This is a genomic window from Aliinostoc sp. HNIBRCY26 (assembly GCF_050235535.1).
GTDB lineage: Bacteria > Cyanobacteriota > Cyanobacteriia > Cyanobacteriales > Nostocaceae > Trichormus.
On record NZ_CP189852.1, the window covers coordinates 2960982 to 2987647 of the forward strand.

The 26666-nt window shown below is 41.7% G+C and carries 21 protein-coding genes; 14 read left to right on the top strand and 7 right to left on the bottom strand.

The genetic code is table 11. The features are described 5' to 3' along the window. Window positions 1–345: 345 nt before the first annotated feature. Window positions 346–774, top strand: a complete 429-nt coding sequence (locus ACQFX9_RS12650; protein ID WP_427162323.1) for a COG3650 family protein — start codon at window positions 346–348, stop codon at window positions 772–774. A gap of 182 nt (window positions 775–956) precedes the next feature. Here the strand turns inward: ACQFX9_RS12650 and ACQFX9_RS12655 are convergent, their stop codons facing one another. The 5 genes from ACQFX9_RS12655 to ACQFX9_RS12675 form a co-directional block, all read right to left on the bottom strand. Further along, window positions 957–1460, bottom strand: a complete 504-nt coding sequence (locus ACQFX9_RS12655; protein ID WP_427162324.1) for a MogA/MoaB family molybdenum cofactor biosynthesis protein — start codon at window positions 1458–1460, stop codon at window positions 957–959. A 206-nt stretch (window positions 1461–1666) separates the two neighbouring features. Continuing rightward, window positions 1667–2815 (bottom strand): hypothetical protein, encoded by a 1149-nt coding sequence (locus tag ACQFX9_RS12660; protein WP_427162325.1) that lies wholly within the window; start codon window positions 2813–2815, stop codon window positions 1667–1669. A 98-nt stretch (window positions 2816–2913) separates the two neighbouring features. Then, window positions 2914–3249 (bottom strand): photosystem II reaction center protein Psb28, encoded by a 336-nt coding sequence (gene psb28, locus ACQFX9_RS12665; protein ID WP_427162326.1) that lies wholly within the window; start codon window positions 3247–3249, stop codon window positions 2914–2916. 292 nt (window positions 3250–3541) lie between these two features. Continuing rightward, a complete protein-coding gene (dtd, locus tag ACQFX9_RS12670) occupies window positions 3542–4006 on the bottom strand; it encodes a D-aminoacyl-tRNA deacylase (protein ID WP_427162327.1) in 465 nt (154 codons plus the stop codon). A 295-nt stretch (window positions 4007–4301) separates the two neighbouring features. Then, on the bottom strand, window positions 4302–4457 hold the full coding sequence (locus ACQFX9_RS12675) for a hypothetical protein (protein ID WP_427162328.1): 156 nt from the start codon (window positions 4455–4457) through the stop codon (window positions 4302–4304). A gap of 60 nt (window positions 4458–4517) precedes the next feature. Here ACQFX9_RS12675 and ACQFX9_RS12680 point away from each other — a divergent pair, with 60 nt between their 5' ends. Then, a complete protein-coding gene (locus tag ACQFX9_RS12680) occupies window positions 4518–5867 on the top strand; it encodes a DUF642 domain-containing protein (protein ID WP_427162329.1) in 1350 nt (449 codons plus the stop codon). A gap of 59 nt (window positions 5868–5926) precedes the next feature. On the opposite strand, the gene ACQFX9_RS12685 is transcribed toward ACQFX9_RS12680, so the two are convergent. Then, a complete protein-coding gene (locus ACQFX9_RS12685) occupies window positions 5927–7063 on the bottom strand; it encodes a CobW family GTP-binding protein (RefSeq protein WP_427162330.1) in 1137 nt (378 codons plus the stop codon). Window positions 7064–7270: 207 nt separating this feature from the next. On the opposite strand from ACQFX9_RS12685, the gene cysS reads away from it, so the two are divergent. The 12 genes from cysS to ACQFX9_RS12745 all read left to right on the top strand — a co-directional run bounded on the left by cysS (window position 7271) and on the right by ACQFX9_RS12745 (window position 23145). After that, the gene (cysS, locus tag ACQFX9_RS12690) at window positions 7271–8764 is read left to right on the top strand and encodes a cysteine--tRNA ligase (protein ID WP_427162331.1); all 1494 of its coding nucleotides are present in this window, start codon (window positions 7271–7273) and stop codon (window positions 8762–8764) included. Between the two features lie 193 nt (window positions 8765–8957). Then, window positions 8958–10397 (top strand): TldD/PmbA family protein, encoded by a 1440-nt coding sequence (locus tag ACQFX9_RS12695; protein ID WP_427162332.1) that lies wholly within the window; start codon window positions 8958–8960, stop codon window positions 10395–10397. Between the two features lie 347 nt (window positions 10398–10744). Next, window positions 10745–12088: a TldD/PmbA family protein gene (locus ACQFX9_RS12700; RefSeq protein WP_427162333.1), complete on the top strand. Its 1344-nt coding sequence runs from the start codon at window positions 10745–10747 to the stop codon at window positions 12086–12088. 358 nt (window positions 12089–12446) lie between these two features. Continuing rightward, the gene (locus ACQFX9_RS12705) at window positions 12447–13418 is read left to right on the top strand and encodes a CobW family GTP-binding protein (RefSeq protein WP_427162334.1); all 972 of its coding nucleotides are present in this window, start codon (window positions 12447–12449) and stop codon (window positions 13416–13418) included. Between the two features lie 14 nt (window positions 13419–13432). After that, window positions 13433–13576, top strand: a complete 144-nt coding sequence (locus tag ACQFX9_RS12710) for a hypothetical protein (RefSeq protein WP_427162335.1) — start codon at window positions 13433–13435, stop codon at window positions 13574–13576. Continuing rightward, window positions 13551–14612 (top strand): WD40 repeat domain-containing protein, encoded by a 1062-nt coding sequence (locus ACQFX9_RS12715; RefSeq protein ID WP_427162336.1) that lies wholly within the window; start codon window positions 13551–13553, stop codon window positions 14610–14612. Before ACQFX9_RS12710 ends, ACQFX9_RS12715 begins: the two co-directional genes overlap by 26 nt. Window positions 14613–14744: 132 nt before the next feature. Beyond that, window positions 14745–15014 (top strand): hypothetical protein, encoded by a 270-nt coding sequence (locus ACQFX9_RS12720; RefSeq protein WP_427162337.1) that lies wholly within the window; start codon window positions 14745–14747, stop codon window positions 15012–15014. Between the two features lie 345 nt (window positions 15015–15359). Then, window positions 15360–16349, top strand: a complete 990-nt coding sequence (locus ACQFX9_RS12725; protein ID WP_427162338.1) for a metal ABC transporter solute-binding protein, Zn/Mn family — start codon at window positions 15360–15362, stop codon at window positions 16347–16349. 344 nt (window positions 16350–16693) lie between these two features. Beyond that, entirely contained in the window at window positions 16694–17476 is a 783-nt protein-coding gene (locus ACQFX9_RS12730) for a glucose 1-dehydrogenase (protein ID WP_427162339.1), read from the top strand. A gap of 235 nt (window positions 17477–17711) precedes the next feature. Then, window positions 17712–20375 carry an MGH1-like glycoside hydrolase domain-containing protein gene (locus ACQFX9_RS12735; RefSeq protein WP_427162340.1) on the top strand — a complete coding sequence of 888 codons (2664 nt, stop codon included), beginning with the start codon at window positions 17712–17714 and terminating at the stop codon, window positions 20373–20375. Window positions 20376–20451: 76 nt separating this feature from the next. Then, on the top strand, window positions 20452–21276 hold the full coding sequence (locus tag ACQFX9_RS12740) for an aquaporin (RefSeq protein WP_427162341.1): 825 nt from the start codon (window positions 20452–20454) through the stop codon (window positions 21274–21276). Window positions 21277–21579: 303 nt separating this feature from the next. After that, window positions 21580–23145, top strand: a complete 1566-nt coding sequence (locus tag ACQFX9_RS12745) for a GMC oxidoreductase (protein ID WP_427162342.1) — start codon at window positions 21580–21582, stop codon at window positions 23143–23145. Window positions 23146–23254: 109 nt separating this feature from the next. Here the strand turns inward: ACQFX9_RS12745 and ACQFX9_RS12750 are convergent, their stop codons facing one another. Then, window positions 23255–26482: a glycoside hydrolase family 15 protein gene (locus ACQFX9_RS12750; RefSeq protein ID WP_427162343.1), complete on the bottom strand. Its 3228-nt coding sequence runs from the start codon at window positions 26480–26482 to the stop codon at window positions 23255–23257. Window positions 26483–26666 lie beyond the last annotated feature (184 nt).

Genomic DNA, 26666 nt, shown 5'->3' on the forward strand with positions numbered 1-26666 from the left:
TGGATCTGTATCATAATTTTAGTGAATTGGTATAATGGCTATTGACTATTGACTATTGACTAACTTATTCAGAAATTATCTGTCAGCAAGTTGAATATATTTCAATACGGTTCAGTTAAGGTGGTGAGAGTTAATTTCTCAATCTTTGCTCTGTCTATTAGACAATGAGCAAGATTTGGGGGATTCTCCCCCAAGCCCCCGATTGGGGGACGGTTGCGTCCCCCAAACCCCCTCCAAAATCATTTTTTCGTTTTTTGTTGAGTGAACATTTGCTGGCTTGGTTGAAATTTATTTTTCTTATCTGAACTGTATTGGAATATATTTGTAGAGTTATTTAATGCAAATATGAAACGATTAATTGCACCTATATTATTAATGGGAATTAGTGCCAATTTATTAGCAAATACTCCCAGCAATGCCGACAATAGTAAATTGTTAGTTGCTCAAGCTAACAATCGAAATCGCGTTACAGAAGAGTTTATTGTTAGTGGCACAGAGCCATTTTGGAGTGTGACAGTTAGCAAAAAAGGTATTACTTATTCCACTCCAGAATCTCGCCAAAGTTTTCCCTATGTTGTGCCGTTACAAGCATCAGGTCGTCCTGTAGATTTAGTTAGAGTTTATCGATTAAGAGGTAAAAACAACTTAACTAATACTTTGGTAATCAAAAAGGTAGCATCCTGTAGTGATGGAATGTCTGATATCAAATATCCCTATTCAGCTATCTATATTAGCGGAAACACTGTTTTAGAAGGTTGCGCTAGACCAAAATAAGGGACTTCCAACTTAAAAAATATACTATCACTGTGTAGGCAGAGGGGCAGGGGGCAGGCTTCCGCCGTGAGCGTCAGCCGAACGGGGGCAGGGGGAAAATCATGATGTCTTCTCGCAGGAATTGGATAATTTATTTTCTGGAAGTCCCTAAATAAAGTCAAAAGTCAGAAGTTCATTACTCCCTATTTTCTTATTTGACTAACTAAATGGGTGATTTCTGGCAAGATTAGCTTTTCCATACCTAAGCGCACAGCATTGCTAGAACCAGGTAGGGAAAATATCAGTTTATCTTGATAAACACCGGCAACTGCACGAGAGGCGATCGCACGCGAGCCAATTTCTTGATAACTTAAGAATCTAAACAACTCCCCAAATCCTGGTAGGGTTTTTTCTAACAATTTTTCAATGGCATCATAGGTAGTATCTCTAGGTGCGATACCCGTACCACCATTGAAAATTACTGCATCGAGATTTGCTTTTTGACTGAATAATTCTATCTGCTGTTGAATTTGCTCTGGTTCATCGGGAATGATGGTGTATGCTCCGACAGTATGGTCAGCATCGATGAGTAATTGCTGGATAATTTGCCCACTCTTATCTGTGTCTGGGGTGCGTGTATCACTGACAGTCACAACTGCACAAGTTACAGTCATTCCTGGTGTATTGGGGTGAGGTTGTATTGTCATACCAATTCAAAATTCAAAATTCAAAATTCAAAATTAAGAAAGTGAGACTCAGCCTACCTTTTAGTGTTTACATCTGTATCAAGTTTTTTGTGAATTGGTATCACGTCGCTTCGCTCCGAATTCAAAATTCAAAATACCCAATGCTTGGTAACGCTACCGCGAACGGGAAGGCTTGTACCATCAAGAAATAATTGGTCATAAAAAAACTACTGCTTGCGGCGTACGTAGCTGATTCCATCGAGCCAAATGGCACTTTTGGGATCTTTGGGATCAGTAATTAAAATGCGGCGTTCTTGTGAACCATCGTCATAAGTGATATTTAAGGTTAACCCTTGTATCCGATAGCGACCGCGTTGATTTGGTGCGATGTTGTTGGTAACAACCGATGAATCGCCAAATTCGGACTGTCCACCTGCACCTCGACCGCGCACAACTCGGCCATCTGGTGAAAAGCGATAGTCTTGCCAAACTGCTACAGATTGGCTACCTCCAATTGCAACCGTTCCCGTACCAGAGAGTGAACGAAACAACCCATCGAGTTTGAAGTTATCTGGTAATTTGCCATAGGTTGTTTGAAAAGGTAAGTTTTCCCATCCGTCTTTAGTAGCAATTTGCAGTTTCCCGCCCTGATTGCGCCAACGCGTCCAGTCTTTGGGGTTTGCACGCTTATGGGCTGTCAAACCACCATTAAAAGACAATCCTTCCACGTCGGTCAGCACTTCTCCATTGCGAAAAAGAACAATAGGATAAATATCGAGAGCCACAAAACCACCAATACCTATTTTGGGTCGAGTATTGAAACCAAAACTATGGATTTGAGCCACGGTTTGTGAGCTTACACCAGAGGGTGCGATCGCATTTCTCGAAGCTGGTGGTTTAACGGTTTCCTGACGGTTTTGGGGTGGTTTGCTGACTGGGGCTAAAATTTCGGGTGATATTTTGGCAAACTGTGCTTCGGGTAGCCCAGAAAGTGACAACGCCGCCTGACAAGTATCAATACTATTACTTTGTTCTTCAACTTTGTTGGTAATAATAGCTAACGCCTGTTCGAGTTGACGCTTTTGGGTGGGATAACGCTCAAACTCACTCAAGCGCGATCTAATTTGCGCCACACCATTTGCTTTTTCCCAAGTGGCAATTTTGCCTGCATCATCAGGCTTAAACCCTCCACGCTGTTTGCATTTGGCGGCAAAATAATCAAACGTCATTACCGTCAGCGCAGCCCGCATAAAAGGCTGACTTGTGATGTCGATATTTCGCGCGGAAGCACTCTGCATTGCTACCATTGAAACAACTAGAGTGACTGCTATAGGATTGACTCGCATATTAAACTTTTTCTCTCCTAAAACTTTCACCGCTAACCCTTGGAGATTTAGCGGTGATATAGATTTTGGTGTTTATTTGATTGAAAGTACAGTAGATATATTTAGGGATTAACTAAAAATTTGACCACTTAGGATTTACTAAATCCTAAATCATTTTCTTTGGCGTATCGCTCCATAAAGCGCATAAAGCGATCCCATTCTTCGCTAGATTTCATCAAGTAAACAGCTTCTAAGCTTTCTGGTTTACCGTTGATGAACTTAGCTTTTACCTCACGGGTAATCAGTTCTCCCTCTTCATCAATTAAGTACATCCCAGTAATATCTTCAGTAGTAGCTTGGTCTAAAATCTTGGGATTATTAAAAATAAACGTTGCTGTACCAGTGTCACCACTGCGCGATCGCGTCAACCGTACCTCTGGAATTACGTCTTCGTCAAGTCCCCTGGAAAACTGGATTTTCGCCATGATGAATGAATTTAAAGTTTTGTAATCATTAGTTTAATATTCTCTCATCATTTGGTGGGAATTGAATACTGGGGACTGGGGACTTATCAATTCAAAATTCAAAATTCAAAATTCAAAATTAAAGAAGGATTGGGGACTTGTACTGAGCTTGTCGAAGTATTGGGGAAGAGGAGACAAGGTAGACAAGGGAGACAAGGGAGGAGAAAAACTAATGACTATTGACTAATGACTATTGACTAATGACTATTGACTAATGACTATTGACTAATGACTATTGACTAATGACTATTGACTAATGACTATTAACCATTGACTCTTTTTCCAACATCAAAGTTACTGGCCCATCATTTTCGATACTCACTTGCATCATTGCGCCGAATTTACCTGTTTCTACTAGCAAACCACTAGCTTTTAACTTCGCTACAAAACTGTTATACAATTCCTCAGCTTGGGAAGGGTTGGCTGAACGGTCGAAGGAGGGACGGCGACCTTTGCGACAGTCGCCGTAGAGGGTAAATTGGCTAACTACTAATAACTCACCACCAATTTCCTGTACAGATTTTTGCCATCTGTCGCCGTCTTCTGCATCGGGAAATAGGCGTAACTCTAGACATTTACGCACCATCCAATCAAGTTCTACATCTGTATCTGTGTCAGCAATACCCACGAGTAAATTCAAGCCTCGGCCAATTTTGCCAATGATTTCACCGTTAACACTAACTTGAGACGATTTCACTCGCTGGACAATTACACGCATAATAGTGATCTTTTTGGAACAGCCACTAGATATTATTTGCTCACAAGCCTAAATCTTGACACAGCTTTAACACACCCTACTTGATATTGACTTGATAAATTGGCTTTAAGTGATAGTTTCTTGATTTTTCCAACTTAGTTGGTATTAAGTCTTTAGCTTTTTGTGTCTCAAAAATGCTTCATTTATAAACTTTTTGTCAGCCAATACAGTTCATATGTATTACTGAATTAATCTTGAAATACCAACTAATAGTGTAAATACAACCAACTTTTTTGGTATTGTTGGAGTTGAGTTCTCATTTACGAGAAATTACGTAACTCACACTGCTGAGTACCATCTTGGTTTCGTCACCAATTAAATTCTTTAGGCTAATCCAACGCGAAAGTCTGGCGATCGCAAGGTAACAGTGCTTTCGATGCAGTCGAGTATACACACCAGTTATTGCAATCACGGTGTGTACATTCTCCTGTCTGCAATTGTCTTGACATTGGAAATCAGGAAGTAAATCCTCATGAAATCAACAAAAATAAAGCATTTTGTAACTGGTGTAACTAGTGCTGCGATCGGTGCTGTCATAGTTACTAGTATTGAAATCCCCCAAGCGCAGGCGGTAAATCTTGTGTTTAATGGTGATTTTGAACTGGATTCTAGTTACAATCCCAGCTACAGTCCCGATGACACTGCTACCTGGACTAATAACCCCAACATTACTGGCTGGACTAAAACTAGTGATAACCCTACATCTCAATGGATTAGCGTCATCAAGGGAAACTACGACGCAATTGTAGGTTACTATGATACATACGGTACTGGTAAAAGCACTCTGAGGGGTGGAGGATATTTAGACTTTGGTTACTTATCACAAAATCTAGCTACAACTCCTGGACAGGTATACAAATTAACATACAAACTGAAAACAGACGACTGGCCACAGTTTACAGATAACACCTTTCAAGCTTTTATCGGTGGTAGCAAAATTTATCAGCTCAATAATATTCCTTTTAAACCCTTTACCACTGATTCATATAACCCTTATACAGATTACACATACAACTTTCTGGCTACAGACACAACTACAGAACTCAAATTTGGCTACAGAAATCCCAACGGTTTCTTTTTCCTTGATAACGTTAGTGTTGAAGCTGTAGACGAAGCACCAACATCAGAGCAAACAATTACAATTACTGGTGTAAATCCTGGGGAGGTTCAACCATCAGTACCCGCAGTTGGTGGAAATATTGACTATCCAGATACCGATACATACTACATTCCCGACCCTAACGATAGTCCCGACTATTTTGTAGATCCTGAAAATATTGTCGTTAATAGTGGTTTTGAAGTAGACCCGCTTGTTAGTCCTGTTGATCCCACATTGCCTAATCCCTATATTACGGGATGGGTCAATGATAGTGACCCCACCGGATATGGTTGGTATGGTTTTCGAGAATCCAATTATCCTGACACCGGATTTCGCAGTTTAGAATTGCGTGGAATTGGCTTCATTTCACAGGTTTTGAACACAGTGGCGGGTCAGGAATACTTACTGAGTTACACCCTAGCATCGTCTGAAGAGTCCACACCAAACAACCCCTTACTCGGTAATATTTTGCGAACATATTTAGGTGGTAATGTCATCGATGAAAAAGTAGACACTACTTTTCAAGGATTCACCAAATATCAATATAAGTTTGTAGCTACATCATCTACTACAGAATTAAAATTCTTTGCTAGAGTTAACCATGATGGGCTAAATATAGATGATGTCAGCGTTACTTCTGTACCTGAACCATCTATCATCGGCGGAATCTTAGTTTTAGGAATGCTGGGAATCAACAGCCGCAGAAAACGGTTGCTGCAATAAGATTGAAGTCAACTTCAGACAAAATTAAAGACGCGATTCATCGCGTCTTTAATAATTAGCTATTTCCCAAAACCTTTACCTCTGTTGGTAGAAGGAAGACAAAGACAGTTTTCTAATTGAGAAAGTAAGGTTTCTTTGTCTAGATTTTGACCAATCAACACTAACTGATTTTTGGGTTCGCCTTTCCAGTCATCATCATCTAAGGTGAAACGCTTACCGCACAAGTGAAAAATGTGACGTTTAGGACTCTCATCAAACCACATGATCCCCTTGGCGCGGAAGATATTTGTCGGTAACTGGTTATCTAGAAAATATTGGAATTTGCGAATAGATAAAGGCTGATCACTTTGGAAGGATATGGAAGTAAAACCATCATTTTCTAAGTGGTTGGAATGATGATGGTGGTCATGGTCGTGATGGTCGTGATGGTCGTGACCGCAGTTTGAATGGTCGTGGTCGTGGTCGTGATGGTCGTGACCACAGGTTGAATGATCATGGTCATGATCATGATGGTCGTGATCATGCTCATCAACTGTGTCAAAATATTTGTCAGATTCAAACAGTCCCACACTCAGGATTAAAGGTAAAGCAACTTGCGATCGCGTCGTTCTTAAAATCCTTGCTCCTTCTTTGACTTCGTTGATTTTTCCTTCTAATTCCTCTAATGTAGCTTCATCAACTAAATCCGCTTTGTTCAAAATAATCACATCGCCGTAGGCAATTTGACTGTAAGCTGCTTGGGAGTTGAATAAATCTAAACTGTAATTAGCTGCATCTACCACAGTAATAATTGAATCTAGCCGGGTTAAATCCCGTAATTCTGTACCCAGAAAAGTTAAAGCTACTGGTAGAGGATCAGCTAGTCCTGTAGTTTCTACAACTAAATAATCTAGCTTTTCTTCCCGTTCTAAAACTTTATATACGGCATCAACTAAATCATTATTAATAGTGCAGCAAATACAACCGTTACTCAGTTCCACCATGTTCTCATCAGTGGAAACAATTAACTCGTTATCGATGCCGATTTCCCCAAATTCATTGACTAAAACGGCGGTTTTTAAACCCTGTTGATTGCTGAGGATATGGTTAAGTAAGGTGGTTTTACCACTACCCAGAAATCCAGTAATAATTGTTACTGGCATTCCTTGCTTGGGAGCGTCCATTGGTTGAGAATTGGTTGTAACTGCTGATTGCATAAGACTGTAATCAAAAAATTAGAAACTTCGAGAAAAGTTAAAAATGCTAGTAACGTCAAAAGTCTTAAGAGTTAAATTTCCGCCCTTTGCACTGTTTTTAAATGGTCGTTGTATTTCTGCCGTGATGTACTAGCATAGGGATGCTGGATAATTATTCTTGTTGTTTTATCCTATTATCGCGTATCTCTATTTCAAAGTTACTGTGTTATGACCCTAACTATTTACAATACACTCACACGTCGTCAAGAACCGTTTGAAACCGTAGAACCAAGCAAAGTTAAGATGTATTGCTGCGGTGTCACAGTTTATGACTACTGCCATTTGGGTCATGCACGTTCCTATATTGTGTGGGATACAATTCGCCGTTATTTAATATGGCGTGGCTTTGAACTCACCTATATCCAAAATTTTACGGATATCGATGATAAAATTCTTAACCGGGCTAAAGAACAAGGTTCAACAATGGAAGCGGTATCTAACCGCTTTATTGATGCCTATTTTGAAGATATCCGGCGTTTAAATGTCATGGACGCGGATGAGTATCCCCGTGTGACTGAGCATATTCCTGAAATTCATCAACTGATTCAAATTCTAGAAGAAAAAGGTCTAGCCTACGCCGTTGGTGGTGATGTTTATTACCGTGTAGAAAAATTTCCTGCTTATGGCAAGCTTTCCGGTAGAGAACTAGAGCAAATGCAAGCAGGTGCTAGCGGTCGGCTAGATGCAGAAGAATCAGAAGCGAAAAAGCAACACCCCTTTGATTTTGCTTTGTGGAAGGGAGCAAAACCAGGTGAACCTGCGTGGAGTTCGCCTTGGGGTGAAGGTCGTCCAGGATGGCACATTGAATGCTCGGCGATGATTCGGTCTAGATTAGGAGAGACAATCGATATTCATGGCGGTGGTGGTGATTTGATTTTTCCCCACCATGAAAATGAAATTGCTCAGTCGGAAGCCGCTATTAATAAACCACTGGCGCGTTACTGGACACATAACGGGATGGTCATGGTGAATGGTCAGAAAATGTCAAAATCCCTGGGTAATTTCATCACCATTCGAGAATTATTAGATGGGAACGGAAATTGGCATGGTGAACCAGTCAACCCAATGGCGGTAAGATTATTTGTTTTACAGGCACATTACCGCAAGCCTTTAGATTTTACCGACGAAGCGATCGCCACTGCGGAAAATAGCTGGAAAACCCTCAAGGAAGGCTTACTTTTTGGTTCACAATACGGTGCAAAACTGGGATGGGGTGAACAAGCTCTTGAGCAGGGGAGCAGGGGAGCAGGGGGGAATTTGATGATTCCTGAATTGGTTAGCCGCTTTCAAGAATTAGGCGATGATGACTTTAATTTCTCCGGTGGTTTAGCGGTGTTATTTGAATTAGCCAAAGAACTCCGCCGGGAAGGCAATATTTTGGTGCATGAAGGAAAAACCAAAACCCCTCCCGACGAACTCCACCGCCAATGGTACACCCTAATTACCTTGGCTAAAGTTTTGGGTTTAGAAGCCGCCCCAGATGATGAAACCATAACAAAAGATGGTTTAAGTGATGCCGACATTGAGGCTCTAATTCAGCAAAGACAAGACGCGCGCAAAGCCAAAAACTTTGCCGAAAGCGATCGCATCCGCAACGAATTACAAGCTCAAGGTATAACTTTAATTGATAGCCCGCAAGGTACGCGTTGGCATCGAAATTAGGGACTGGGGAATGGGGAATGGGGACTGGGGACTTGTACTGAGCTTGTCGAAGTATTGGGGATTGGGGACAAGGTAGACAAGGTAGAATTTATTTCTCTCTTAGCACTCAGCACTCAGCACTCATTACTCAGCACCGGCTAAACGCCGCGCTACCGCTAACAGCACTCAGCACTCACTACTTACTCAAGTCATTATGTGGTCAGAATTAACAAAAGCGATCGCTAGTTTTAAAATACCTGCTGATTGGATCGGTATCCGAGTTGTAAAGGAAACTGCTGCTAACCATTATGTACGTGATGGTTTGCCGCAAGCTAACGGCAAATCTACGACAATGGGAGCCATGCTAGAGGTTTTAGTTAATGGCTGTCTGGGTTACGCTGCAACTAATTCTCTAGAATTACCATCTTTACAAGCGGCGGCGGAAATAGCGTATAAACAAGCACTTGCTGCTAGTGAGTGGTGGATTTATCCTTTCCGAGTTACGGAACGTCCCAAAGTTGTGGGTGAATATAACTCGCCATTTTTACAACCCCTGGATGCTTTATGTCCAGGAGAAATTAATGATTTACTGGTGCGGATTTGTCACACTCTGAAAATAAACGACAACATTGTCCAAACTTCAGCTAACGTCAACACCAATCAAAAAGAGAGTTGGTTCGTCAGCAGTAATGGTTCTGAGGTGTATCAAAAGTTTATCTCTTTGGGAACTAATTATGGGGCGATCGCTCAAGATGGGGCAATAGTCCAACAACGCAGCAATAACGGTTGGCAGGCACACTGTTATCAGGGTGGGATGGAACTGTTACACCGAGAGAATTTATGGCAACAGGTGCAGCAAATCGGCGAACAAGCCATAGAACTGTTAACAGCCGAAGAATGTCCCACCACCCGCACCAATTTAGTTTTAGCCCCCGACCAAATGATGTTACAAATTCATGAAAGTGTCGGACATCCCCTAGAACTTGACCGGATTTTAGGAGATGAGCGCAACTACGCCGGCGGTAGTTTTGTCAAGACTAGTGATTTCGGTACATTGGTTTACGGCTCACCCTTGATGAATATTACCTTTGATCCCACCGTCGAGGGTGAATACGCTAGCTACGGCTTTGATGACACAGGCGCAGTCGCTACACGGGAATATTTAATCAAAGATGGTGTATTACAAAGGGGTTTAGGTAGTTTAGAAAGTCAAGCTAGAGCAGGTGTTCCAGGAGTCGCCTGTGCGCGCGCATCCTCTTGGAATCGCGCACCTATCGACCGCATGGCTAACCTCAATTTAGAACCAGGTAACGCCAGCTTTGACGAGATCATTAGTAATATCGAACACGGTGTTTACATGGAGTCTAACCGTTCTTGGTCAATAGACGATCGCCGTTATAAATTTCAATTTGGGTGTGAGTATGCCAAATTAATCGAAAATGGTAAACTTACCAAAACTCTCCGTAATCCTAACTACCGAGCCACAACCCCAGAGTTTTGGCACAGTTTAATTCAAGTTGGTAATGATTCCAACTGGGAAATGTACGGTACACCTTTTTGTGGTAAAGGCGAACCCAACCAAGCAATTTGGGTAGGACACGGTTCGCCAGTATGTGTATTTGCTGATGTCGAAGTTTTTGGCGGAGGAAGTTAGGAGGAGTGGTGAGTGCTGAGTGGTGAGTGCTGAGTAATGAGTGCTGAGTAATGAGTGCTGAGTAATGAGTGCTGAGTAATGAGTAATGAGTAATGAGTAATGAGTTTTGTTAGCGGTAGTGCGGCGTTTAGCCGGTGTTGAGTGTTGATGGAGAAATAAATTCTACTTTGTCTCTCCGAAGTTCTGCTCGGAGGAAACCTCCGCTCAGACTTCTCTCCTTGTCTACCTTGTCCACCTTCCCTTGTCTCCTTTTCCCAGTCCCCAGTCCCCAATCCCCAATCCTTCTTTCATTTTGAATTGTGAATTTTGAATTTTGAATTTATAAGTCCCCAATCCCCAGTCCCAATATGAAACAAGAAATCTCAAATTTAGAAGCAAGTTTTAATCAAATATTAGAAACTCTGTTGGCAAAAAAAGCAGAAAATGAGGAATTTACGATCAAATTAAACTGTGAACGCAGTCAATTTACTCGGTTGAATCATGCCAAAGTTCGGCAAACTGGTTATGTGGCTGATGGCTGGGTAGAATTAACCCTCATGACCAATAAGCGCAGCAGTTTTCGTCAATTTCCTTTTACTGGCAACGGGGAAATTGACTGGCAAGTAGCATACCATGCGTTACTGGAACTCAGGGATGAATTACCTGTATTGCCTGTTGATCCCTACTTGGTTTTACCATCAGGAAATAATGCCAGTCATGAGGTCAATATAGGTAATTTGCTGTCAGAAGATATATTAGTTGCCAATATTTTAGAAGAAGTTAAAGAATTAGATTTTACTGGTATATATGCTGGAGGAATTGTCATTAGAGCCTATGGGGATTCTAGTGGACAAAAACATTGGTTTGCCACTGATTCCTTTACATTAGACTATTCTTTATTTATCGAATCTGGACAAGCCGTTAAAGGGATATTCGCTGGTAGTAATTGGGATGCAACAGCCTATGCTGCTAAAATTAGCGAAGGTAAAAAACAACTGAAATTACTATCTAGTACACCGAAGGAATTACCAAGGGGACAATACAAAACTTACTTTGCGCCTGCGGCTGTTGCTGATTTATTAAGTATGCTTTCATGGGGTGCTGTAAGTGAAGCAGATATCCAGCAAGGAAACAGTGCTTTAGCAGGTTTATCGCGTCAAGAAAAAGAATTATCTCCTTTATTCAATTTAAAAGAAAATTTTCAACGGGGATTAGTACCGCGATTTAATGAATTAGGAGAAATCGCCAATCTCGAACTCCCAATCATTGCCAATGGTATTTTAATCAATACTTTGATTAATTCTCGCACTGCAAAAGAATATGAAAAAATCGCTAACGGTGCTAATAGTTCCGAAACTTTACGTGCGCCAGAAATTAGTCCAGGTAATTTAGAATATGACCAAATTTTACCTAGTTTAGATACAGGCTTATATGTATCTAATTTGCATTACTTAAACTGGAGCGATCGCCCTACGGGTAGAATTACAGGTATGACTCGTTATGCTTGTTTTTGGGTGGAAAACGGTGAAATTGTCGCGCCTATAGAAAACCTGCGCTTTGATGAAAGCCTCTATCGCTTCTGGGGAGAGAATTTAATTGACTTTACCAACTTTCAAGAACTCATTCCTGAAGTTGGTACATACGAAAGTCGTCAACTAGGCGGAAGTCTAGTCCCAGGAATGTTAGTCAATGATTTTACTTATACCTTGTAACGGCTTGATGAGTGATGATTTCCTATTAAAAATGGTGTAGCCAAAAACAAGCCCACAGCAAGAGAAGCTTGCTTGCGCCAGCCGCTAGTGTATTTTGAAACCACTGGGTTTCTCCATTAAAGTATAATTTTTGTTAGTGATAACGGTTATCATTTTATCGACTTGCTTGTCAATGAAGAATTTGTTAAAAAGTAGAAGCTTATCGGCTAATTGTGAATATTTATGAATATAGATAAATCTAGAAACAAAACATAGTAGTAATTGGCGTGAGCAATCATGGCAAATCCACGCAAAAATCTGAAAAGATTTATCATGGTGATAATGATTATCCATAAGGTGAGATAAGAGGTTTAAAAATATGGTGGCGGAAGTAATCACCAATTCAGTTCCCGTTACTGTTTTAACTGGCTATTTAGGGGCAGGAAAAACAACTTTACTTAATCACATCCTCACCTACGAACACGGTAAAAAAGTAGCTGTGATCGTCAATGAATTTGGGGAAGTAGGTATTGATAATCAATTAGTTATTAATGCCGACGAAGAAATATTTGAAATGAATAATGGCTGTATTTGTTGTACAGTTAGAGGTGATTTAATCCGCATTATTGGTAATTTAATGAAGCGGCGGGATAAATTTGACCATTTAGTGATAGAAACCACAGGATTAGCCGACCCTGCACCAGTTATTCAGACATTTTTTGTAGATGAAGATATGCAAGGTCAAATGTCATTAGATGCCGTAGTGACAGTAGTGGATGCTAAACATATTTGGCAACATTGGGATGCCGACGAAGCCCAAGAACAGATTGCATTTGCCGATGTCATTTTACTTAATAAAACAGATTTAGTGGCAGCAGCAGAATTAGATGAATTAGAAAAGCGGATTCGCGATATGAATGCGATCGCTAAAATTTATCGCACCCGTAACTCCGAATTATCAATGGATGCCTTGTTAGGTGTTAAAGCCTTTGACTTAAGCCGCGCCTTAGAAATAGATCCCAATTTCTTAGGAGAAGATGCCCACGAACACGATGAGACTGTTTTTTCTACCGCCTTAGTTCAGGATGGGGAAATTGATGGGGAAAAATTAAACGCTTGGCTATCACAATTATTGCAGACCAAAGGGCCAGACATCTTCCGCATGAAAGGCATTTTAAATATTGCTGGAGAAGATAATAGATTTGTCTTTCAAGGTGTGCATATGCTATTTGATGGTAGACCTGATAGACCGTGGAAAGCTGACGAAAAACGCAAAAATGAACTAGTTTTCATCGGTCGCAACCTTGATGAAGCACAATTAAAACAAGATTTTCTAGCTTGCTTTGTTTAATTTGGGCATAGGGCATGGGGCATGGGGCATGGGGCATAGAATTAAAATCTCCCTTGTCTTGCTTATTTTCCCATTCCCAATCCCCAGTCCCCAGTCCCCAATCCCCAGTCCCCAATCCCCAGTCCCCAATTTATGAACACAACAACCAGCAAATCTAAAGAATTTGAAGAACATTATTCAGGGACATTAGCAGATTATGTCACTGCGATCGCCTGGTCGCCCAAGGGTGATTCTCTGGCTGCTACTTCGGCGGCTGGGGAAGTGGTAATTTGGCGAGATGGTTTATTAACGACCCTGCAATCTGGTAATGGTCAATCAGTCGATTGTGTGGCTTTCTCCAGGGATGGTCAATTTCTGGCTGTGGGTGGACAAGATGGACGGGTAAAGATTTGGCGCGGACAAGAATTAATTGCCACTCTGGAAAATGCGCCAGCTTGGGTAGATAAATTAGCTTGGAATCATGTTAATAACCAGTTGGCATTTAGTTTAGGGCGTTATGTGCAAGTTTGGGATGCTGATACTAGTGAAGTTGTCGCTACTGTAAATTTTGCTGACTCTTCGGCTTTGAGTATCGATTGGCGCATTGATGGGGAATATCTCGCCATTGGGGGAAATCAAGGAGTTAAAATTTGGCACGCCCAAAACTGGGATGAAGAACCATATATTCTGAGTATGCCGACTGTTAGCGTAGCGATGGGTTGGTCTACTGATGGTAAATTTGTGGCTTCCGGTAACATGGATCGCAGCGTCACCGTTTTAGAGTGGAATAACCCCGATCCTTGGGTAATGCGTGGCTTTCCTGGGAAGATTCGCCAGATTGCTTGGTCAGAAGTTAAAACAAAAATCGGCGCGCCATTATTAGCTACTTCCAGCGTCGAAGGAATCGTGGTTTGGGAAAAGCTAGAGGATGAAAACTTGGGTTGGGAAGCGCGAGTGTTAACTAATCATGTAGGTGTGATAAATGCAATCGCTTTTGCACCCAATAGCTTGCTGCTTGCGTCTGCGGCTACAGATGGTTGGTTGTGCTTGTGGAACAAAGCCAAACAAGTATCCCAAATTCTCACAGGCGTTACTGATGGTTTTTCCACCTTAGCTTGGCATCCCCAAGGCAAATTTTTAGCCGCAGGTGGCGACCAAGGCGAAATCCTCATTTGGTCAAAAGTTTTACGCGCTCAAGGGTTTGGTCGTGGTTGAGTGCTGTTAGCGGTAGCGCGGCGTCTAGCCGGTGATGAGTGGTGATTGCTGAGTTAGGAGTGGTGAGTTAGTTGAAGCTAGCTAATAAAATTGGCTATGCTGTAGCAACAACCAACTAGAATATTGGTAACTATGAGACTACTGAAATTAATTTTATTAGCTTGTCCTGTATTTATAGCATCCATAATTATGGTAGCTAGTCCAGCTAATGCTAATCCAAAACCTACATTTGACTATCAAGGTATTGCGGTAGAATCTGTACAGTCTTTTGAAAATATAGTAGTTCCTCATTTAACTTCCACATCTAATCCGATTACGGAACAACTAGGTTGTAATTGTGCTAATTGCTTAAAGTCTAAATTTCAACTTTTACAAGGTAAATTGCCATCCGTAGATTTTTAATTGTTAAAATCAAAAAGTATCAGATCCCTAATTTCTACAAGAAGTTAGGGATCTTATTTTTCATGAATTGAACGGGGAAACAAGAAATAGAGAATAGGTAATACCAATTCGCAATGGACTAACTTCCCGCTTCTCTACGAGACCCTACCGCGAACGCTAACGCAATGGGCTAAACGCCCCGCTTCCGCTAACGCAATTCGCAATGGACTAACGTCCCGCTACGCTAACGCAATTGATAAATCCTGACTTGACAAGGGTTGTTGGGTTTGGCTCTGTATCAGAATTTTAGTGAATTGGTATAACAAACCTCTGTTAGTTCCCTTAGCCAAAGATTGGTGATAGTTTATGTTAAAAAAACTAATCAAAAATACTACTTCTCGACTGGGATTATTGTGCTTGACAATTGCCTGCTTTGGTTGCGGAAATCAAGCAGTAAATACATCATTTACTCAAACTTCTACAATAGATAATGAAAATCTGCCCCAAGTGGTAGCGACTACTAATGTACTCTGTGATTTAGTGAGGCAAGTTGCCGAAAATACCATTAATCTTACTTGTATAATACCTCCTAATACTAATGCTAGAAACTATCAACCAACACCAGAAGACCGGGCGGCGATCGCTCAAGCTAAATTAATCTTTTACAATGGCTACAATCTAGAACCACAATTAATTAAAACAATTAATAATAGTAATAATAAATCCCTGCAAGTTCCTGTTAGCCAAATTGCCGTTCCTAAACCGCAAAGATTTATAGTTAATGGTCGTTCAGTGGTCAATCCTTATATTTGGCATAATCCTAAAAATGCCGTGAGAATGGTAGATGTTATTAATAATAACTTAAAGAAAATTTCTCCTAATAACTCTGATATATATCAAGAAAATACTAAAAATCTTAAAAACCAAATTACTCAGTTAGATAAATGGGTTAAATCTAGAATTGCTAGTATTCCTAAAGATAAACTCAGAGTAATTACAACTAATAATGCTATAGACTATTACACCAAAAATTATGGTATTCCTGCTGCCAGTTTCGGGAATGAAAATCAAGCTACAGAGCAAAGAGTAAAGAATTTAGTCCGCTATATCCAAAAGTCAAAAGTACCTACTGTTTTTGTAGAGAATAATGTCCAAACTAGGCTAATAGAATCAGTAGCCGCAGCCGCAGATGTAAAACTATCAGAAAGGCAACTATATACTCAAGACTTAGGAGAAACGGGAAGTTATGCAGACACTTACCAAAATATGATCGCCGCCAATACGCGCACTATTGTAGAAGGCTTGGGCGGGACGTACTTAATTTTTCCTCCGAAAATACAGCAATCTCAAAAGTAGTATTTCACAAGATTGATTTTGAGAGGTTGCGGGTGTTCAGATACCCAACTTTTTTAAAAAAGTCGGTTATCTATGACTTGTCATAATTTATGTGGTGGACTACTAGCCATAAGTTAAGGTAATTTCCTAGTCTCAACGACAATCAAAGACTAAACTTTCCTTATGCGAAAAACTCTGACTTCAGTATAGGGACAAAATTTTGTTGATTTTATAGAGTAAACCCATCTGGTAAGGATGATTATCTCAGAAACCCATATCTTAGTAAAATCCAAAATTGGTATAAGTCCTAATTTTTACTTGGTGTTTAGCGAATTCCAACCAACGTTAGTATCAGAGGGATGGATATGAAACTAGAAGGAAAAGTGGCGTTGGTTACTGGTAGTAGCCAAGGGATAGGACAGGCGATCGCAATTCGGTTGGCACAGGAAGGAGCAAGTATTGTCATTAATTACCGTTCTCACCCCGAAGGCGCGGAAGCAACCTTAGCGCAGGTGAAAGAAGCTGGCGGTAAATGTCACATGGTAGACGGTTTAACAATTCAAGCCGATACAGGAATCGTTACCGACGTACAGCGTATGATTGCTGATAGTATTGCTCACTTCGGTAGGTTGGATATTTTAGTGAACAATGCCGGGATCGAAAAAAACGCTGATTTTTGGGATGTGACGGAAAAAGATTATGATGCCGTCATGAACGTGAATCTCAAGGGTGTATTTTTTGCGACACAAGCATTTGTTAAACATTTGCTAGACACCAAGCAACCAGGCAAAATCATTAATATTAGTTCCGTCCACGAAGAATTACCCTTTCCTCACTTTGCAGCTTACTGTGTGAGTAAAGGCGGTTTAAAAATGCTCACCCGTAACTTAGCCGTTGAACTAGCTCCTCACGGGATTACGATTAACAATGTTGCACCAGGAGCAATTGAAACACCCATTAATACCAAACTTTTAAACGATCCCGAAAAGTTGGGCGCACTTTTAAAGAACATTCCCTTGGGACGATTAGGACAACCAAAAGATGTTGCATCTCTTGTGGCCTTTTTAGCTTCTGCTGATTCGGATTATGTCACAGGCACAACATTCTTTGTTGATGGTGGCTTGCTGTGGAATTATCAGGAACAGTGAGGGGGTAAGAGGCAGGGAGGAAGAGGCAGGGGGGCAGGGGAGATAAGGAAGACAAGGGAGACAAGGGAGACAAGGGGGAATGATTTCAATGCCCCATGCCCTATGCCCAATTCCCCATGCCCCATGCCCCATAACAATTTTGCAGGTCTATTAGCCAGTATTAATAACTCATTAATGGAGTTCTCAGACTGATCGGCGAGTATTAATCATTCTTCAAGACGAATTTTGAATTGGTATGACTCCAGAAGAAATCAGATTACGGTTGGATCAAGAACGTGTCGCTTACTGGAAACGCTGGGGGCCTTATTTGAGCGATCGCCAGTGGGGTACGGTACGAGAAGATTATAGTGACAATGGGACGGCTTGGGATTATTTTCCCCATGATCAGGCGCGATCGCGTGTTTATCGTTGGGGTGAGGATGGAATTGCAGGGATTTCTGATAGTCGTCAGCGTTTGTGTTTTGCGATCGCTCTGTGGAATGGTAATGATGCGATTCTTAAAGAACGCCTATTTGGACTGACGGGAACAGAAGGCAATCACGGTGAGGATGTTAAAGAATATTACTTCTATCTTGACAACACGCCCACCCATTCCTATATGAAATGCTTGTATAAATATCCCCAACAGGCATTTCCCTATACGCAATTGGTGGAGGAAAATCAACGCCGTAGCAAGTATGAGCCGGAATTTGAGTTACTAGACACGGGTATTTTTGCTGATAACCGTTATTTTGATGTGTTTGTTGAGTATGCCAAAGCCACACCGGATGATATTTTAATTCAAATAGCGATCGCTAATCGTAGTTCCCATTCTCACAGTCTCCATCTTTTACCGACACTCTGGTTTCGCAATCTTTGGGCTTGGAATCCTGAAGCTGAAAAGCCTTTTATCAAAGTGGTGCAGTCAGACAGCAACTTCAGTTTAATTGAAGCTAATCATTCAACCTTGGGGACTCGCTGGTTGTATTGCCAAGGAGATGCTGAACTCCTATTTACTGAGAATGAAACTAACTACGAACGCCTGTTTGGTTTTGAAAATGGTTCACCCTATGTCAAAGATGGCATTAATGAATATGTAGTTAATGGCAAAACCACAGCCGTCAATCCCAACCGCATCGGTACAAAATTTGCGGCTCATTATCAATTAGACATCGCACCAGGGGAGACTAAAATTGTACGTCTGCGTTTGAGTGATGTGCAGACTTTAGCTGACCCCTTTGGCGCATATTTTGACACAACTTTCCAAACACGCATTGCGGAAGCAGATGAGTTTTATAATCGCCTTTGTCCCTTCCCCATCTCAGAGGATGAACGCAACATTCAGCGACAGGCTTTTGCTGGACTACTCTGGAGTAAGCAATATTATCACTATGTCGTCCATAATTGGTTAAATGGCGACCCTGGGCAACCTCCACCACCAGCCGCACGAAAAACAGGACGTAACCATGAATGGATTTCGTTATTTAGTGAAGATATTCTTTCCATGCCCGATAAATGGGAATATCCTTGGTTTGCTGCTTGGGATTTAGCCTTTCATCTGATTCCTTTAGCTGTCATCGATCCAGATTTTGCCAAGCTGCAATTAGACCGATTGACACGAGAATGGTATATGCAGCCTAATGGACAGATGCCTGCTTATGAATGGGCTTTTAGTGATGTTAACCCACCTGTGCAAGCTTGGGCTGCCTTGCGTGTTTATGAAATTGAACAGAAGATTTATCAAAGAAGCGATCGCGCTTTTTTACAAAAAGTCTTTCACAAATTATTGTTGAACTTTACTTGGTGGGTGAATCGCAAAGACGTAGAGGGTAGAAACGTCTTTCAGGGCGGATTTTTGGGATTAGATAATATTGGAGTATTTGACAGGAGCAAAGAACTACCCACAGGCGGACATCTCAACCAAGCCGACGGTACAAGCTGGATGGGAATGTACTGTTTAAATATGTTAGCGATCGCCTTGGAACTTGCCAAGGAGGATGCTACCTATGAAGATATTGCTAGCAAGTTCTTTGAACATTTCCTCTATATTGCCGATGCCATTGATGGTATTGGGAATGCAGATATTTCTCTTTGGAATGAAGAAGACGGCTTTTATTATGATGCCTTACATTTACCTGATGGCAGGCAACTACCTCTGAAAGTGCGTTCAATGGTGGGGTTAATTCCTCTCTATGCCGTTAACGTGTTGGAACTAGCCACATTAGAAAGGTTTCCCGGCTTTAAACGCCGCATGATGTGGTTTATTCGCAACCGTCCCGACTTAAAAAATAACGTTGCTTGTATGGAAACACCAGGAGTAGGGGCAAGAAGACTATTAGCGATCGCCTATCGGAGTAAACTGCAACGTATCCTGCAAAGAATGTTAGACGAAAGCGAATTCTTAAGTCCCTACGGAATCCGCGCAGTCTCTAAGTATCATCTTGAACATCCCTATATATTACACGAAGGGCAGAACGATTACTGCGTCCGCTACGAACCCGCCGAATCAACTACTAGTTTATTTGGGGGCAATTCCAACTGGCGCGGGCCGATTTGGTTTCCCGTCAACTACTTAATTATAGAAGCCCTATGGAAATTTTATGACTACTTTGGGGATGACCTACAAGTAGAATTCCCCACAGGTTCAGGGCAAAAAATGACACTTAAAGAAGTAGCGATCGCCCTATCTAATCGCCTCATCGACATTTTCAAGCAGGATACAGCCGGTCGTCGTCCAGTGTATGGTGGTCAAGAAACCTTGCAATCCGATCCCCATTGGCGCAACTATATCTTGTTCTACGAATACTTTCACGGCGATAACGGTGCAGGAATTGGAGCCAGTCATCAAACAGGTTGGACAGGATTAGTTGCAGCCATGATTCTCCAAAATGCTGAACACAAAGCACAGGAAAACTTTTGATTTTAGATTTTGGATTTCTTAATTTTGAATTTTGAATTTTGAATTTTGAATTGATATTACACCCCTATCTTGAAGCATGGAAACATTCAGAAAACACCTGCCGGAATACTTAATGGAAGCGGCAGAACTGGGGATATTTATGATTGCGGCTGGTGTGTTTACTTGTGTGTTTGAGTATCCTAGTTCTCCCATTCATCAAGCAATTCCCAATGGTGATATGCGGCGGTTTTTAACTGGTGTAGTCATGGGTTTAACAGCAATTTCCCTGATTTATTCCCCTTGGGGTCAACAATCTGGCGCACATATGAATCCCGCCGTCACCCTCACTTTCTATCGTTTAGGAAAAGTCAAACAACAAGACGCTATTTTCTACATCCTGTTTCAATGCTTGGGGGGATTGTTGGGTATTTATCTAGTAGCAATCTTGTTCGGTCAAGTATTCACCAAACCACCCATCAACTACATTGTCACCGTACCAGGGACACTAGGTTGGGTTGCAGCCCTATTCAGTGAAATCATCATTGCCTTTGTCATGATGATGACAGTCTTGATAGTTAGCAATAATCAAAAACTCAATCGCTTTACAGGATTATTTGCTGGATTACTGGTGATATTGTACATTTTTTTTGCTGCTCCCATCTCTGGCTTTGGCATGAACCCAGCCCGCAGCCTAGCCTCAGCCTTACCCGCCCAAATTTGGACAGCATTTTGGCTATATGTCATCGTTCCACCTTCAGGAATGTTACTAGCATCGGAAGTATACAAATATCTGTTTGGCAGCCGTGCCGTCAAATGTGCCAAACTACACCACGACAACCACAAACGCTGCATTTTTCGCTGTAACTACAACCGTAACGGCACTATCAACTTGAGCGACAGCCTACCCATGTCAAGAGAATAAGGGACTTCCAACTTAAAAAATATCCTATCACTGTGTAGGCAAGGGGGCAGGGAGCAGGGAGCAGGGGGAAAAAAGAAAATTAGTTACTAAACCTTACCAATATTGGATTAAAAGTCCAAATCCCTAGCCTATCCCAGAATCACAAAACAATACTACCTATCTCAATAATCTTCTGCGCCTTTCTTTGCGTCTTCTCTACGAGACGCTACGCGAATGCGCCTACCCTGCGGGTTCCGCTTTAGCGGTATGCGTGAGCCTTTCTCCTTCCCGCAACACCGAAATATCCAAGAGGCCTAAACAACCATGACAACCAACACACATTATGACGTAATTATCATCGGAACTGGTGCAGGTGGCGGGACTTTAGCCTACCACCTCGCGCCCAGTGGAAAAAAGATTTTAATCTTAGAACGAGGAAAATTTTTACCCAGAGAAAAAGAAAACTGGAGTGCCTTAGAAGTTTATCAACTAGAGCGATATCACACCCAAGAACATTGGTATGATGTCAACGATAAACCCTTCCGTCCAGGAATGAATTATTGGGTTGGAGGTAACACCAAAGTTTATGGTGCAGCTTTACTGCGATTACGGGAACGCGACTTTGAGGAAGTCAAACACCAAGACGGTATTTCCCCAGCATGGCCTCTAAAATATCCAGATTTTGAACCTTATTACACTCAAGCCGAGCAGCTTTACGATGTTCACGGTCAAGATGGTCTTGATCCTACCGAGCCACCCCGCAGCATACCTTATCCCCATCCCCCAGTAAACCATGAACCGCGAATGCAGGAATTAGTTAACAGTCTCAAGCGGGAGGCGGGATTAAGCCCTTTTCATCTCCCCTTGGGCTTAAAACTCAACGAAGTAGATAAAACTTTGGGGAACTGTATTCGGTGTAATACTTGCGATGGTTTTCCCTGCTTAACTCAAGGTAAAGCTGATGCTGAAGTGAATTGCATCCAGAATATCCGCTACCAGCCCAATATCACTTTACTCACCGACGCTAAAGTCACTCGTTTACACACAAGTCCTTCCGGGCGGGAAGTTACCAGGGTTGAAACTGAAGTTAATGGGGAAACCCAATTTTTTACAGGGGATATTGTTGTAGTGGCTTGTGGTGCAATTAACTCCGCCGCATTATTGCTGCATTCTGCTAATGACCAACATCCCCAAGGATTAGCCAACAGTTCTGATCAGGTGGGGCGCAACTTGATGAAGCATATTTGCACAGCAATGGTGCAACTCAATACAAAACTTAATCTTTCAGTATATCAAAAAACGATCGCCATTAGTGATTTTTACTGGGGTGAACCTGATTTTCCCTACCCGATGGGTTTAGTACAAAATACTGGCAATGTTCTAGCAGATATGCTCCCGGCTGAAGTGCCTAGCCTACTAGCCCCACTATTAAGACTCAGACCAGAAGCAGAATTGAGAACCATTGCTGATCATACCGTGGGTTGGTGGTTGCAGACAGAAGATTTACCACACCCGCAAAATCGAGTGCGAGTCAAAGGGGATAAAGTTTATTTAGAGTATCAAATCAACAACCGCGAGGCAAGCGATCGCCTGACTCAACGCTGGGTAAATGTCCTCAAACAAGTTGATCGGGCAGAACATTGTATTCCCTTTAGTTTATACCCCCGCAATCTCATGCCCCTCCAGTCTGTAGGGCATCAATGCGGAACTTGTCGCTTTGGGGAAGATCCCGCAACATCGGTACTGGATTTAAATTGTCGTACCCATGACATTGATAATCTCTATGTTGTCGATAGCAGTTTCTTTCCTTCTAGTGCGGCTGTGAATCCCACACTGACTATTATTGCTAATTCATTGCGGGTAGGCGACCATTTGTTAGCTAGATTATAGGGGAGTGATGAGTGCTGAGTGATGAGTGCTGAGTGGTGAGTAATGAGTAATGAGTGAAGTTTTCTCCCCCTGCACCCTGCACCCCTGCACCCTTGCCTCCCCTACACCCCTAACTCTGAGGCTCAAATTCTTGGACAAACTCTGTTAAGAATCTAAAGGCCTTGAGAATATAGGTAGCACAATCTCTGGGGGAAGTGTTGTAAAAATGTCGCCATGCGCTGGCTTTATCTTCATCATAGCGATCGCCGCGTTCGGGATGTCCATCTAGCCAAGCTAAACGCACCGCATGACCAATTAATACATCCAACACAATATATTCTTCAATTTGCAGGTTGGGGTTTTTAGCGGCGATCGCGGCTAGTTCCATGAGTGCTTCAATGTTAACGTGGCGATATTCTGGGGCTTCAATTTTATTTAATAGATGTTCCACTAATAAAGCAAAATTTTTCTCCCCGGCTGTCATCTCCGATAACATGACATCGCTTTCTAACCGATTGCGACGCTCTAATTTATCGCCAACCACTAAACCTTTACAATGGTGCATTAATAACCAAACTTGCTGAAAGAAGTTTTTGGGGACGCGGTTAAGTGCGCCTTCAGCTTGACGGAAGCGTCGCCAACCACCCACAGGAATTTCCTGTGCTTCTGTTTCTTCCGCAATCACGGGTAACACTACCCAATCAATATCACTTTCTTTTTGCTTAACGTGGAGTGATTCCTGCTGACGTAACAAACTACTCATTCCTGTGTATGCAGTCAATACTTGACGCAAACGGGTTTTCACTTCAAAGGGTGCAAGTTCCATTAACTTTTCATAGGCTTCATCTTGAGTTACGCGCAATTCTCGTGCTAGTTCGCTGGTAATTAATAAGATGAGATAACCTACTCTCAGGGTGAGTAATCCTTGAAATAATTCTGGCTCTGTTTTGATTAAGATCCCCAAGTAAATTAAAATTTCTTGAGTTAAGACGCGATCGCGGATATCCTCACGACAGAAATTGTTGATTTTATCGAAAATTTCATTATGAGGCATGGGGACTGTAATTAGCGAGGCTTCACTATAAGCCCTACCCACAGCAATTTGTTTACCTCTAACCAAAATACTTGTCACCGCATCTGATAAGCCAATGTCCACCATTTGCAATAAACCAGCCGCCCGACGAACTACCGCCCAATGACCGTAATCCCCAGCTTTGGTGTAGACTTCATTGAGTAAATAAGCCACCGTTACAGGGTGATCATTCCCCCCAAAGCCTGTATCAAATTCCAATCCTTGCAAACGAGTCAAAGTCTGCAATAATTCAATTTGCTCATAGAGATTTTCTGATGAACGCACAGATGACAATAGGAAACTCAAGTTAGTTTCACATTCCATCTGGAATTCTTGAGTATGACCTAAACGCCAGTTTTTACCAGGATGATATGCCAAATAATAACAATGTGGTACGGCATTTTGCATAGCTAACTGCGTAAGATCGCCTGCGGGTAGGAAGTCTATCCTTTGAATTCCCGCCGTTAGCATCAGTTGATTTAGCTTTCCTAGTTTAACTTTTACACCATTACAAACGCCTTCTTTTAACTCCTGCATCAGTTCTAATAAAGCTTGAGAACCAGTTTCTAAAATGGTGTGCGTCAACATTAAAGTTAAAGTTGGACGACCTAAATCACTCCAATATTTTTGAATATATGCCAATTCGCTTCTAATTTGATCTACCAAAAAATGATAATCCAGCGTTAAATAAAACTGCCGTGAATCTAGAAATGATGGCAAAAATACCACTGTTTCGCCTTGGATACGAAAAATTCGCGATGTAGTTAAACTCCGTAATCTTCTCGCTGGCCGACCAGTTAAACCCAGTTTATCATTACGCCCAATTTGAGTATAAATATGGGAAAGTTCCCCTGCTTTTCTAACTTGAATTGGTTCTACTTGTTTGGGTGTTTGAGTTTCAATCCCATGTACTTCTAACTCTAATTGTAAATCTTCATCTTCAGCTAATAGAGCAATCTGCACTAAAGCTTCCCGATTTTTACCAACACACAAATGTCTGCCCAATGGGTCAATATCACCGATGGCTAATAACCCATCACTCAACATTTGACCGAGAAAATATAAACTTTGCGCCCACACTAAGGGAATATTTTCATTCGGTAAACGCGGTTGACTTTGGGGGACTAATTTTTCAGCTTCGACGTTTTCCGCCGGCACATAATATAATTCTGGTAATAGCTGTAACCCATCCCGTTCAACTAATAAATTAGCTAAACTTTTTTGATAAAACTTCGCTCGTTTTTTATCGCCACAAAATAACCCATCCAGGGCTAAATAAGTGAAAAATAACGGCCACTCACATTCAATATGCTCAAATTGTTTCAATTCCCACGGTTCATAATGCAGCCGTTGATTATCTTCTAAAACCGTTTGATGTCCATCGCGCAAAAAGCGTTTGCAACCGTATTTTCCTTGGAGTTTATTAATAATATCGTTGAGTGTGCGTTCTCTTAACTGCACATCCTCGACAGCAAAAGCCGGATAGCTGATAATACTTAATAAAGCCGCATCAATTTCTTTTGATGCCGATTCTCTCGGTAATAATGATTCTAAAGTAATCCGAGCGCGAGCAATTTCGTCTGGTAATACGTGAATCACAGAAGCTTGACTTCCCCTGACACCAAATAAATCTAGTCCGTTGATAGCTTCTAGTGCAGCTTTCGCCATTCCCATCGAACTAGCGTTTAACTCTGCATTCCCATGATTGATTTTATTTCCCCGTTCCCAAATGCCATAATCGGGGGTGCGATAAGCGCGTCCAATATAGTAAACCAGGTTTTGGACAAAGTTAACTTCATCAATTGTATAAACGATTTGCAACCCAGAGGCGGTCATTTGTGCCAGCATCAATAAAAATATTGATGTCGCATCTAATTGCAGATGTCCCCATTCATCATCACCAACGACAATATCGCCGGTTGCTGTATTGTATTTGGCGTGTAAGCCATCTAGCAGTGATTGTGTGTGCTTAAATTGTTCGACTTTGTGGGCTTGTCGCATCATGGCAAACAATAATCCACGCATCAACTTAATTACACTGTGTTCTAATTCATAGGTGCGCCCTTTATCTTCATCTACCTTACGATATGCCAGGGCTAAACCCCAAACCGCCAAGATACTATAAACATTGTCTCTCACCCAAGCATCTGTATAGTCACCGTGGGCTGTTATCGCTGTGCTGGCTGGTAACAAACCGGTAATAGGGTTTTGACGCATCAAAATGATGCTTTTGATTTGCTGGTAGTAATACTCCAGACGGGCTTGTGATGTGTTGGCTGTTGTCATAATTTTATTGATAGCACCTTGCGGAATATCACCCTGTAGCCGTGAAGTCAATTATGTCAGCCAAGCCAAAACAAGTTCTGTCATGGTCAATGGTAGATGCTACAGCTGAGGGTGTGGAGAATTTATTATTATCTCGCGTTAATGAGCATTTGGTTGCAAAATTGTGAAGTAATTATAACTGAAA

Coding starts and splice junctions, on each gene's coding strand:
- ACQFX9_RS12710 (WP_427162335.1), top strand. CDS start 13,433: ATGGGGCATGGGGCATGGGGCATAGAATTAAAATCTCCCTTGTCTTGC.
- ACQFX9_RS12740 (WP_427162341.1), top strand. CDS start 20,452: ATGGAAACATTCAGAAAACACCTGCCGGAATACTTAATGGAAGCGGCA.
- ACQFX9_RS12700 (WP_427162333.1), top strand. CDS start 10,745: ATGAAACAAGAAATCTCAAATTTAGAAGCAAGTTTTAATCAAATATTA.
- ACQFX9_RS12685 (WP_427162330.1), bottom strand. CDS start 7,063: ATGCAATCAGCAGTTACAACCAATTCTCAACCAATGGACGCTCCCAAG.
- dtd (WP_427162327.1), bottom strand. CDS start 4,006: ATGCGTGTAATTGTCCAGCGAGTGAAATCGTCTCAAGTTAGTGTTAAC.
- cysS (WP_427162331.1), top strand. CDS start 7,271: ATGACCCTAACTATTTACAATACACTCACACGTCGTCAAGAACCGTTT.
- ACQFX9_RS12745 (WP_427162342.1), top strand. CDS start 21,580: ATGACAACCAACACACATTATGACGTAATTATCATCGGAACTGGTGCA.
- ACQFX9_RS12730 (WP_427162339.1), top strand. CDS start 16,694: ATGAAACTAGAAGGAAAAGTGGCGTTGGTTACTGGTAGTAGCCAAGGG.
- ACQFX9_RS12750 (WP_427162343.1), bottom strand. CDS start 26,482: ATGACAACAGCCAACACATCACAAGCCCGTCTGGAGTATTACTACCAG.
- ACQFX9_RS12705 (WP_427162334.1), top strand. CDS start 12,447: ATGGTGGCGGAAGTAATCACCAATTCAGTTCCCGTTACTGTTTTAACT.
- ACQFX9_RS12650 (WP_427162323.1), top strand. CDS start 346: ATGAAACGATTAATTGCACCTATATTATTAATGGGAATTAGTGCCAAT.
- ACQFX9_RS12695 (WP_427162332.1), top strand. CDS start 8,958: ATGTGGTCAGAATTAACAAAAGCGATCGCTAGTTTTAAAATACCTGCT.
- ACQFX9_RS12725 (WP_427162338.1), top strand. CDS start 15,360: ATGTTAAAAAAACTAATCAAAAATACTACTTCTCGACTGGGATTATTG.
- ACQFX9_RS12715 (WP_427162336.1), top strand. CDS start 13,551: ATGAACACAACAACCAGCAAATCTAAAGAATTTGAAGAACATTATTCA.
- ACQFX9_RS12735 (WP_427162340.1), top strand. CDS start 17,712: ATGACTCCAGAAGAAATCAGATTACGGTTGGATCAAGAACGTGTCGCT.
- ACQFX9_RS12655 (WP_427162324.1), bottom strand. CDS start 1,460: ATGACAATACAACCTCACCCCAATACACCAGGAATGACTGTAACTTGT.
- ACQFX9_RS12720 (WP_427162337.1), top strand. CDS start 14,745: ATGAGACTACTGAAATTAATTTTATTAGCTTGTCCTGTATTTATAGCA.
- psb28 (WP_427162326.1), bottom strand. CDS start 3,249: ATGGCGAAAATCCAGTTTTCCAGGGGACTTGACGAAGACGTAATTCCA.
- ACQFX9_RS12680 (WP_427162329.1), top strand. CDS start 4,518: ATGAAATCAACAAAAATAAAGCATTTTGTAACTGGTGTAACTAGTGCT.